This is a genomic window from Streptomyces sp. YS-3, assembly GCF_045257485.1.
In the GTDB taxonomy this organism is placed as follows: Bacteria; Actinomycetota; Actinomycetes; order Streptomycetales; family Streptomycetaceae; genus Streptomyces.
Window position 1 is genome coordinate 1 of the sequence record NZ_JBJHPC010000235.1, and the last position, 10549, is coordinate 10549.

The 10549-nt window shown below is 73.2% G+C and carries 7 protein-coding genes and 1 pseudogene; 2 read left to right on the plus strand and 6 right to left on the minus strand.

What is annotated here, in order from left to right:
- Positions 1-2536 (plus strand): ATP-binding protein (locus ACJA3G_RS19735; RefSeq protein WP_406554341.1); only part of this gene is annotated, 2536 nt, incomplete at its 5' end.
- A gap of 13 nt (positions 2537-2549) precedes the next feature.
- Here ACJA3G_RS19735 and ACJA3G_RS19740 read toward each other — a convergent pair.
- From ACJA3G_RS19740 to panB, 3 genes are all read right to left on the minus strand, one after another.
- On the minus strand, positions 2550-3404 hold the full coding sequence (locus ACJA3G_RS19740; protein WP_406554342.1) for an ABC transporter permease: 855 nt from the start codon (positions 3402-3404) through the stop codon (positions 2550-2552).
- Positions 3401-4426, minus strand: coding sequence for an ATP-binding cassette domain-containing protein (locus ACJA3G_RS19745; RefSeq protein ID WP_406554343.1), 1026 nt, complete (start codon positions 4424-4426; stop codon positions 3401-3403). Before ACJA3G_RS19745 ends, ACJA3G_RS19740 begins: the two co-directional genes overlap by 4 nt.
- Positions 4427-4603: 177 nt before the next feature.
- A complete protein-coding gene (gene panB, locus ACJA3G_RS19750) occupies positions 4604-5482 on the minus strand; it encodes a 3-methyl-2-oxobutanoate hydroxymethyltransferase (RefSeq protein ID WP_406554344.1) in 879 nt (292 codons plus the stop codon).
- A gap of 305 nt (positions 5483-5787) precedes the next feature.
- On the opposite strand from panB, the gene ACJA3G_RS19755 reads away from it, so the two are divergent.
- Positions 5788-6810 carry an endonuclease/exonuclease/phosphatase family protein gene (locus ACJA3G_RS19755; protein ID WP_406554345.1) on the plus strand — a complete coding sequence of 341 codons (1023 nt, stop codon included), beginning with the start codon at positions 5788-5790 and terminating at the stop codon, positions 6808-6810.
- Positions 6811-6828: 18 nt separating this feature from the next.
- Here the strand turns inward: ACJA3G_RS19755 and ACJA3G_RS19760 are convergent, their stop codons facing one another.
- The 3 genes and pseudogenes from ACJA3G_RS19760 to ACJA3G_RS19770 all read right to left on the minus strand — a co-directional run.
- Positions 6829-8577, minus strand: a complete 1749-nt coding sequence (locus ACJA3G_RS19760; protein ID WP_406554346.1) for an NAD+ synthase — start codon at positions 8575-8577, stop codon at positions 6829-6831.
- 78 nt (positions 8578-8655) lie between these two features.
- Complete coding sequence (locus tag ACJA3G_RS19765) at positions 8656-10302, minus strand: multicopper oxidase family protein (protein WP_406554347.1); 1647 nt, start codon at positions 10300-10302, stop codon at positions 8656-8658.
- A 66-nt stretch (positions 10303-10368) separates the two neighbouring features.
- A pseudogene (locus tag ACJA3G_RS19770) lies at positions 10369-10549 on the minus strand (hypothetical protein); the annotation flags it as partial.

A 10549-nucleotide genomic window follows, 5' to 3' on the forward strand; every position in this document is an offset into this window, starting at 1 on the left:
CGCCCGGCTCACCTCCTTCGTGGGGCGCGAGGCCGACATCGAGGCGATCCGGGGGGATCTGGGCGCCGCGCGTCTGGTGACGCTGCTCGGGCCCGGCGGGGCGGGCAAGACCCGGCTCTCCCAGGAGGCCGCCGAGGCCGTCGGCGCGGCCGGGGACGGCTGGCCCGACGGGGTGTGGCTGGCCGAGCTCGCCCCGGTGACCGACCCGGCGGCCGTGCCCGCCGCCGTCCTCACCTCGGTCGGCGCCCGCGAGACCGTGCTGCACGGCGCCGGCGCCGAGGAGCTGAGGGCCGCCGACCGCACCGCGGGCGACCCGCTGGCCCATCTCGCCACGCACTGCGAGCGCCGCCGGATGCTGCTGCTCCTGGACAACTGCGAGCATGTGATCGACGCCGCCGCCGCGCTCGCCGAGCATCTGCTCGCCCGCTGCCCGGGGCTGACCATCCTCGCCACCAGCCGGGAGCCGCTGGGCGTGCCGGGCGAGGTGGTGCGGCCGGTGGAGCCGCTGCCGGGGCCGGTGGCGCTGCGGCTGCTCGCGGACCGGGGGGCCGCGGCGCGGCCGGGGTTCCGGGTGGAGGACGACCCGGGGGCCGCCGCCGAGATCTGCCGCCGCCTGGACGGTCTGCCGCTGGCGGTGGAGCTCGCCGCGGCCCGCCTGCGGATGCTGACGCCGCGTCAGATTGCGGACCGGCTCGACGACCGCTTCCGCCTGCTGACCAGCGGCAGCCGGACCGTACTGCCGCGTCAGCAGACCCTGCGCGCGGTCGTCGACTGGTCCTGGGACCTGCTGGAGGACCCCGAGCGCACGGTGCTGCGCCGGCTCTCCGTCTTCGCGGGCGGCTGCGTCCTGGCGGCGGCCGAGGCGGTCTGCGCGGACGGCGAGGGCGTCGCCGCCCGCGACGTCGCCCCGCTCCTGGGCTCCCTCGTCGACAAGTCGCTGGTGGTCGCCGCGCCCGGGGACAGCGGCGAGATGCGCTACCGGCTCCTGGAGACGGTGGCCGAGTACGCCGCCGAACGCCTCGACGACGCGGGCGACCGGGGCCCCACCGAACGCCGCCACCTGGTGCACTACCGCGAGCTGGCCCGGACCACCGACCCCGAGCTGCGCGGGCGGGGCCAGCGCGCCGCGGTCGAGCTCCTGGAGCGGGAGTACGAGAACCTGCGCACCGCGCTGCGCCGGGCCGTTGACCTCGCCGACGAGCAGGAGGCGCTGTGCATGGTGCACGCGCTCTCCTCGTACTGGCACATGCGCGATCTGCGCGCCGAGTCCCGCCGCTGGGCCGGGGCCGCGGCGGAGCTCGGCCCCGACCCGTTCGCGCCGCCCGCCGAGCCCGCGCCCCCGGTCTTCGCGCGCTGCACCGACAGCCCGCCGCCCATGGAGCCCGAGGTGCTCCAGGAGGCCCGGCGCGGGGTGCGGCTGTTCCTGCTGGCCTCGATGGACCACACCGGCGACGACTGGACGACGCCCGAGGCGGAGCAGCGGCTGCGCGCCATCGTGGGCGCCTACCGGCCGGGGCTGCCGCAGACCTGCCGGATGCCCGGCGCGCTCTGGTTCTTCCCGGTGATCATGACCAGCGACGCCCAGGCGCTCAGGGAGCTGCTGGACGCGACGGTCACGGCCTGTGAGGAGTTCGGTTACGAGTGGGAGCTCGCCAACGCCCTGCAGATACGGGCCAACGTCCTCGCCAACCGCGGCGACTGGGCCGGTGAGGCCACCCGGGACGCCGAGGCGGGGCTGGACATCTTCCGCCGCCTCGGCGACGACTGGGGCGCCGCCGAGGCGCTGTCGGCGCGCGGCGAGGCCCGGGAGCGGCGCGGGGAGTACGCGCTGGCGGGCGAGGACTACAGCGAGGCCGTCCGGTACGCCGAACGGCTCGGCGCCCAGGGGCAGGTGTCGCTCCTGAAGGCGCGGCTCGCCTCGGTGCTGCTGGAGACCGGCGAGGGCGAGCGGGGCGAGGCGATGCTGCGCGAGATCGTCACCGCGGGCCGCCAGGCGGGGTACGAGGCGCAGCCCGCCGCCCGGATGTTCCTGGCGATGTGGCTGGGCCGCACCGGGCGCCTGGCTGAGGCACACGAGCAGATCGCGCTGATGCTGGAGGAGTTCATGGCCAGCAACCTCGCGCTCTTCGAGGGCTTCGTGATCGGCATCCGGGCCTGGCTGGAGAACATGGAGGGCGCCTACGACAAGGCCCTGGTGGACTCCCGTACGGCGCTCGCCCGTTCCGTGGCGCCGATGGCCCTGGTGGTCGCGCCCCAGATGGTCCCGGTGCACCTGCTCTCCGTTGCCTGGGCGTGGGCCGGACCGGCGGAGCCCGGTGCGCGGGCCGCCCATGACGCCGCGCGGCTGATCGGGGCGCACGACACCCTGATGCCGGCGATCCACTACGCCTCCTCGATGGAGGTGGAGGTACGGCAGACGGTGGAGGCGCTGGTCCGCCCGCTGCTCGACGAGGCAGCCTACGCCGCCGCGTACGCCGAGGGCGGCGGCCTCTCTCTGGAGGAGGCCGCCGCCCTGGCGCAGGGGGAGCTGGACTGACGTCCCGTCACCGTCACGTCCGCTTGCGGAACTTGGCGACCGCGAGCGGGGCCGTCACCACGGTGATCGCCACCGCCCAGCCCAGCGTCATCAGCGCCGAGTGGGCCACCGGGCCGCCGTTGACCAGGTTGCGGGCGGCGTCCGCGAGGTTGGAGAGCGGGTTGTAGTCCGTGAAGGTCTGCAGCCAGCCCGGCATGGTGGTCGGCTTGGCGAAGATCGACGAGCCGAACTGCAGCGGCATCAGCACGAGCATCGCCACTCCCTGGACGGCCTGCGCCGTCTTCATGGTGAGACCCAGCAGGATGAAGATCCACATCAGCGAGGCGCCGAACACCAGCGACAGGCCGACCGCCGCGAGCAGTTCGAAGACGGAGGTGTGGATGGACAGTCCGAGGATGAAGCCCATGATCAGCAGGATCGTGGTGGCGACGATCATGCGGCCGATCTCCACCACGATCTTGGCTATCAGCACCGACGACCGGGCGATGGGCATGGTCCGGAACCGGTCCATCACCCCCTTCTTGAAGTCGTCGTTGATGCCGGTGCCGACCGCCATCGCGATGTTCAGGCCCTGCATCGCCATCAGGCCCGGGATCAGGTAGTTGACGTACGCGTCCTGGTTGCCCTTGCCGGAGACCGCGCCGCCGAACACGTACACGAACAGCAGGGTGAAGATGATCGGCATGAACACGGCGTCGAACATCGACTCCGGGTCCTGCTTGATCTGGAGCGCGTTGCGGCGCACCAGGGCGCCGATGTGCCGCAGATTGGCGCGCGGCCCGATCCGGCCGTCGGCGTCCATGACGGGCGGGCGGATGCCGGTGGGCTGCTTCGCGGGGGCCGCCTGGGCGGTGGTGGCGGTGCTCATGCCGCGACCTCCTCGGTCGTGTCGTCGCTCTCGGAGTCCTGGAGGGTGGGCTTCTGGCCGGTGATGGCCAGGAACACCTCGTCCAGGCTGGGCAGATGGGTGCCGATGTGGGCGATGCCGTAGCCGCGGGCGCCCAGCAGGCCGACCACGGCGGTCAGCTGCTCGTCGCTGAGGATCGGCACGTTCAGCAGGCCCTCGTCGGGGACCGCCTGGGTGCCGGAGACCCCGTCGAGACCGGCCTCGGTGATGGCCCGGGCCATCGCGCCGAGCTGCGCCGGGTCGGCGGGACGGATCTGGAGCGTCCGGCCGCCGACCTTCGCCTTCAGCTCGTTGATGCCGCCGTTGGCGACGACCTTGCCGCGGTCGATGACCGTCAGCTCGCTCGCCAGCTGCTCGGCCTCCTCCATGTACTGGGTGGTGAGCAGCACGGTGGCGCCCTCGGCCACCATCCGCTGGACCTCGTCCCACACCTCGTTGCGGGTGCGCGGGTCCAGGCCCGTGGTCGGCTCGTCCAGGTAGAGCACGGCCGGCTTGCCGATCATCGAGGCCGCGAGGTCGAGCCGGCGGCGCATACCGCCCGAGTAGTTCATCGCGGGCCGCTTCGCCGCCTCGGTGAGCGAGAAGCGCTCCAGGAGCTCGTCGGCGCGGGCCCGGGCGTCCCTGCGGGACAGATCGAGCAGCCGCCCGATCATGTACAGGTTCTCCCAGCCGGACAGCTTCTCGTCCACCGAGGCGTACTGCCCGGTGAGGCCTATGGTGCGGCGCAGCTGGCGGGGCTGGCGCACCACGTCGTAGCCGGCGACGTGGGCGGTGCCGGCGTCCGGCACGATCAGGGTGGACAGGCAGCGGACGAGGGTGGTCTTGCCGGCGCCGTTGGGACCCAGGACTCCGAGGACCGTGCCCTCGCGTACGTCCAGGTCCACGCCGTCCAGCGCCTTGGTGTCGCCGAAGTGCTTCACCAGTCCCCGCACCGTGACGGCGTTGGCCGCGCCGCCTTCGGGGTTGTCGTCGATTCGCGTCATGCCCTCAAGGTGCCAGGCCCCACCGACAATCCACCGACATCCCGCCGACAGACGCCCGCGGACGCCGACAGCCCGCCGACAGGAGATGCCGACGGGCTGCCCGATCTCTTAAGTGCGCCGGAAACGCGTGTTCAGCCCCGCCCGCTCCACCGGGGAACGGTCACGGGCTCGCGCCTCCTAGTGGAACGTGTGCTCCTCGGCGGGGAACCGGGCCCCGATCACCTCGTCGGCGAACGCCTTCGCCGCGTCGCCGAGGACGCCGCGCACATTGGCGTACTGCTTGGTGAACCGCGGCACCTTCCCGCCGGTGAGCCCGACCATGTCGGTGTACACCAGCACCTGCGCGTCGCACGACACGCCCGCGCCGATCCCGACCGTCGGGATGTGCAGCGAGCGCGTGATCTCGGCGGCCACCTCCGCCGGGACGAGCTCCAGCACCACCGCGAACGCGCCCGCCGACTCCGCGGCCTTGGCGTCCCGCAGCAGCTGGTGCGCGGCCTCGTCGGAGCGGCCCTGCACCCGGTAGCCCATGGCGTTCACGGACTGCGGGGTCAGGCCCAGGTGGGCCATGACCGGGATGCCGGACTGTACGAGCAGCTCCGTCTGGGCCAGCGAGCGCTCGCCGCCCTCCAGCTTGACGGCCCCGACGCCCGCCTCCTTGACCAGGCGGGTGGCGCTGCGGAGCGCCTGCACCGGGCCCTCCTGGTAGGTGCCGAACGGCAGGTCCGCGACGACGAGGGCGCGCCTGGTGCCCCGGACGACCGCGGCGGAGAGCATGGCGATCTCGTCGAGCGTGACCGGGACGGTCGTCTCGTAACCGAGGTGGCAGTTGCCCATCGAGTCGCCCACGAGCAGGACCGGGATGCCGGCCTCGTCGAAGACGGAGGCGGTCATCGCGTCGTACGCGGTGAGCATGGGCCACTTCTCGCCCCGCGCCTTGGCGGCGGCGATGTCGTGGATGGTGACGCGGCGCGTGGACGTGCCCCCGTACAGCGCCTTGCTGCTGTCGGAACGTTCTGCGGGCGGATTCTGCGCAGCCTTGATCTGTTGCGTCATCGCAACGGCTCCTGTTCGTCATCTCGAAGCGCCCTGACGGCGTCTCCGGACCACTTCCATGGTGGCATCCCACCCCCGCCGACGGGAAGTGGGTGCCAGGGTCACGTAATTGGATGAGCTTTAAACCACTCTGGGCCGCAAATATGCGCGTTTTGTCACAGCCACCCCCCTGGCCGTGACCCGTGGGAACCCGGCGCGGCGTGCGGTCGTCATCGAGGCAGTACGACAGCAGGGAAAGGCACCCTTCATCGCCTAGGGTCATCGGGGCGACGGTGTGCGAACGGCAAGGCAGTGAGGACAGCGGTATGACGCGGGCGTACGTGGCGGAGACGGGGAGCGGCAGCGCGGAGGGCGAGCGCTCCGGATCCCGGGTCCGGCGCCTGCTGGACGGCTGGCGCAACGATCCCGGCATCTGGCGGCGCGGCCTGGTCCTGGCCGGGGCAGCGGTGCTGATCGCCCTGGTCATGCTGGTGCATGCCAAGATCCCCAACCGAATCGGCAACCTGGGCAGCCTCACGGAAACCTTCCTGCCGTGGCTGGGTCTGTTCGTCCCGGTGCTCCTCGGCCTCGCCCTGTGGCGCCGCTCGGCGACCGCGCTGATCGCCCTGGTCCTGCCGGCGGTGGTCTGGCTGAACCTCTTCGGCGGACTGCTCACCGACAAGGAGAGCAAGGGCGGCAACCTGGTCGTCGCCACCCACAACGTGAACGCCGACAACCCCGACCCGGCCGGCACCGCCCGCGACCTCATCGCCTCCGGCGCCGACGTCCTCGCCCTGGAGGAGCTGCCCGGCGGCAGCGTCGGCGCGTACGAGAAGGCGCTCGCCGGGGCCTATCCGCACCACTCGGTGCAGGGCACGGTGGGCCTGTGGTCCCGGTTCCCGCTGAGCGACGCCGAGCCGGTCGACATCAAGATGGGCTGGACCCGCGCCATGCGGGCCACCGTGAGCACCCCGGCCGGCCAGGTGAAGGTGTACGTGGCGCACATGCCCTCGGTCCGGGTGAAGCTGAGCGCCGGGTTCACCGCGCGCCAGCGGGACGCCAGCGCGGACGCCCTCGGCGACGCCATCGCGGGCGAGCCGCTGAAGAAGGTGGTCCTGCTCGGCGACCTCAACGGCACCATGAACGACCGCGCCCTGAACAACATCACCTCGCAGATGCGCTCCACCCAGGGCGCGGCGGGCAACGGCTTCGGCTTCACCTGGCCCGCGTCGTTCCCGATGGCCCGGATCGACCAGATCATGGTCAAGGGCGTCGAGCCCAAGTCCTCGTGGACGCTGGGCCGCACCCCCAGCGACCACCTGCCGATCGCCGCCCGGCTCAAGATCTGAGCGGCGCCCCCCCCGGGGTCAGACCGCCTCGCGCCAGCGGTTGGTGATCGGCAGCCGCCGGTCCTTGCCGAAGCCCTTCGCGGAGATCTTGGTGCCCGGCGGGTACTGCCGCCGCTTGTACTCGGCGGCGTCCACCAGCCGCAGCGTCCTCGCCACCAGCTCCGCGTCGAACCCGGCCGCCACGATCGCCTCGCGGCCCTGGTCGCGGTCGACGTACAGGGACAGGATCGCGTCCAGGACCGGATAGTCCGGCAGCGAGTCCGTGTCGACCTGCCCCGGGCGCAGCTCGGCGCTGGGCGGCTTGCTGATCGAGTTCTCCGGGACGGGCGCGACCTCGCCCCGCTCCCGCGCCGCCCTGTTGCGCCACCGGGCGAGGCGGAAGACGGTCGTCTTGTAGACGTCCTTGATCGGCCCGTACCCGCCGACGGAGTCGCCGTACAGCGTCGAGTACCCCACCGCCAGCTCGGACTTGTTGCCCGGCGCGAGGACCAGGTGCCCCTCCTGGTTGGAGATCGCCATCAGCATGGTGCCGCGCAGCCGCGACTGGAGGTTCTCCTCGGCGAGCCCGGTCAGGCCCAGTGAGGTCATGTACGCGCTGAACATCGGCTCGATGCTCACCGTGCGCAGGTTCAGACCGGTGCGCCGGGCCAGCTCGGCCGCGTCGCCCTTGGAGTGCTCGGAGGAGTACGGGGACGGCATCGACACGCCGTACACGTTCTCCGCGCCCACCGCGTCGCAGGCGATCACGGCGACCAGCGCCGAGTCGATACCGCCGGACAGCCCGATCAGTACGGACCGGAAGCCGTTCTTGACGACATAGGCGCGCAGCCCGGTGACCAGCGCCGAGTAGACCTCCGCGTCGTCGTCGAGCCGCTCCGCCTGCCCGCCGGTGTGCTCCGGCTCGTACGCGGCGACGGGCTCGCCCGACAGCGTCACGTGCTCGATCCGCAGACCGTCGTCGACCGTCCCGGACGGGACCGGGCCCGCCGCCGGCAGCTCCAGATCGAGCAGCACACAGTCCTCGGTGAACTGCGGGGCGCGGGCGACGACCTCGCCCTCCCGGTCGACCACGATCGAGTCGCCGTCGAAGACCAGGTCGTCCTGACCGCCCGTCATCGCCAGATAGGCGGTGGTGCACCCGGCCTCCCGGGCGCGCCTGCGGACCAGCTCCAGACGGGTGTCGTCCTTGTTCCGCTCGTAGGGGGAGGCGTTGATGGAGAGCAGGAGCCCGGCCCCTGCGGAGCGGGTGGCCGGGACCCGGCCGCCGTCCTGCCAGAGGTCCTCGCAGATGGCGAGCGCCACGTCCACACCGCGGACCCGGATCACCGGCAGGGTGTCGCCCGGCACGAAGTAGCGGAACTCGTCGAAGACGCCGTAGTTGGGCAGATGGTGCTTGGCGTACCGGAGCACGACCTCGCCCCGGTGCAGCACCGCGCCCCCGTTGCGCGGGGCGCCCGCGGGCTGGCCGTAGCGGGGGCGCGCCTCGGACCGGTCCAGATAGCCGACGACCACCGGCAGCTCGCCCAGGCCCTCGGCGGCCAGCCGCGCCGCCAGCCCGGTCAGCGCCTGCCGGGACGCCTCGACGAACGAGGACCGCAGCGCCAGGTCCTCCACGGGGTAGCCGGTCAGCATCATCTCGGGGAAGGCGGCGAGGTGCGCCCCCTGCTCGGCGCAGTGCCGGGTCCGGCGCACGATGGCCTCGGCGTTCTGGGCGATGTCGCCGACGGTCGAGTCGATCTGATTCAGAGCGAGACGTAGTTGAGGCACCCCGCCAGTGTAATCGTCAAAGCGACGCGATGGGGGGTGGAGCGCGGCGCGGCGCCCCGCTCCCTCCCCCTCACCGGCCTACTTCCGGTAGCCCAGGACCGTCATCATCCCGGCCTCCGAGTGGTAGACGTTGTGGCAGTGGACCATCCACAGCCCCGGGTTGTCCGCGTCGAAGTCCACGGTCAGCGTCTTCCCCGGCAGGACCAGGGCCGTGTCCTTGCGGGCCCCGCCCGCGCCGCCCGCCAGCGCGAAAGTGTGGCCGTGCAGATGCACGGGATGCCACATCGCGGTCGTGTTGGCGAAGACCAGCCGCACCCGCTCACCGGCGCGGACCGGGTGCCGTGCGTCCGGGCGGTAGGGCTGCCCGTCGAAGGCCCAGTCGTACTTCGCCATCCCGCCGGTCAGCGTCAGCCTCACCGTCCGGTCGGGCGTCTTCGCGGGCAGCGCCACGGACGCGTCCGGCGCGAGCCGGTCGGCCGTGAGCAGCCGCCCGGTGAGCTCCTTGGGGCGTACGGAGGCGTCGGGCGCGGCCCCGCCGCCGGTGCGCAGTACCGCGAGCGCCCCCGCGTCCTTCCCCTCGGCCCGCGCCACCAGCGGGAACACCCCGTCGCCCGCCGTGACCAGCACGTCGTACCGCTCGCCCATACCGATCAGCAGCGCGTCCGCCGGGGTGTGCCGGACCGGGAAGCCGTCCGCATGGGTCACGGTCAGCTCATGGCCGCCGAGCGCCACCCGGAAGGCGGTGTCGCCGCCCGCGTTGACGATCCGCAGCCGGATGCGCTCGCCCGGCCTGGCCGTGAAGGAGGAAGGGGCCTGCGGGGTGCGGCCGTTGACGAGGTGGTGCGGATACGCGACGTCGCCCGCGTCGCCGCCCAGCAGCGGGCTGGTGGCGCCCATGAGCATGCGGGAGGGGCCGGCGGGGCCCGTCGGGCGGGGCGCCGCCGCCGTCCCGGGCACGCCGTGGCCGGAGTGGTCCATGCCGCCCATGCCGCCCATGCCGTCTGCGCCACCGGTGCCGTCCCCGCTGTCCCCGGGGGCGCCGCCCATCCCGGCGCGCAGCTCCGCGAGGACCGCGTCCGGGGTGGAGCCGTCCACCCCGTCGACCCAGTCGTCGAGCACCACGACCCACTCCCGGTCGTAGCCCAGCGGCTCCTTCGGGTCCTCGACGATCAGCGGGGCGTAGAGCCCCCGGTCCTGCTGGACGCCGGAGTGCGGGTGGAACCAGTAGGTGCCGGGGTGGGTGACGGCGAACCGGTAGGCGAAGGACGCGCCGGGCGCGACGGGCCGCTGGGTCAGGCCCGGTACGCCGTCCATGTCGTTGCGCAGGGCGAGGCCGTGCCAGTGCAGTGAGGTCGGCTCGGGGAGGTGGTTGGCGAGGGTCACCGCGAGCGTGTCACCCGCGGTGACCCGCACCTCCTGCCCCGGCAGCCGGTCGCCGTACGCCCAGGACCGGACCGTACGGCCGCCCAGGTCGAGCGGGGTCGCGGTGGCGGTGAGCCGGACGTCGCGGACGCGACCGGAGCCGCGCCGGGCCTCGGCGGCGACGACCTCGGGCCCGGCCGGGTCGACGAAGCCGCCGGGGGCCGCCGACGGCCCGGCGCCGTGGGCCGTGCCGTGGTCCATGCCGTCCATGGAGCCGGATCCCGAGCAGGCGGCGAGCAGGGCGCCGCCCGCGACGGCGGTGGTGGCGCCGAGCACGGCGCGTCGGGTGGGGTGTGCGGACATGACGGGGTGCACCTCGTGGTGTGGGTGTGCGAACGGGTAGGGGCGCGTCTCCTGCTTCGCGCGCTCCTACTGGCGCAGTACCGACAAGGCGGCGACGGAACTCCCGTAGGGAGGGGGAGGATCGGGCCACCGGGGCCGCGGAGTCCGGCCGCGCGCGACGGCCGCGCCGGACGTCCGCCCGCGCGCCGACACCAGCCGTGCGGCGAGCAGGGCGAGGCCCCACACCCCGAGCACCGCGAGACACACG

What these genes read in the sequence shown, in the direction of transcription:
- ACJA3G_RS19740 (WP_406554342.1), bottom strand. Translation starts at nt 3,404, where the DNA reads ATGAGCACCGCCACCACCGCCCAGGCGGCCCCCGCGAAGCAGCCCACC.
- ACJA3G_RS19745 (WP_406554343.1), bottom strand. Translation starts at nt 4,426, where the DNA reads ATGACGCGAATCGACGACAACCCCGAAGGCGGCGCGGCCAACGCCGTC.
- panB (WP_406554344.1), bottom strand. Translation starts at nt 5,482, where the DNA reads ATGACGCAACAGATCAAGGCTGCGCAGAATCCGCCCGCAGAACGTTCC.
- ACJA3G_RS19755 (WP_406554345.1), top strand. Translation starts at nt 5,788, where the DNA reads ATGACGCGGGCGTACGTGGCGGAGACGGGGAGCGGCAGCGCGGAGGGC.
- ACJA3G_RS19765 (WP_406554347.1), bottom strand. Translation starts at nt 10,302, where the DNA reads ATGTCCGCACACCCCACCCGACGCGCCGTGCTCGGCGCCACCACCGCC.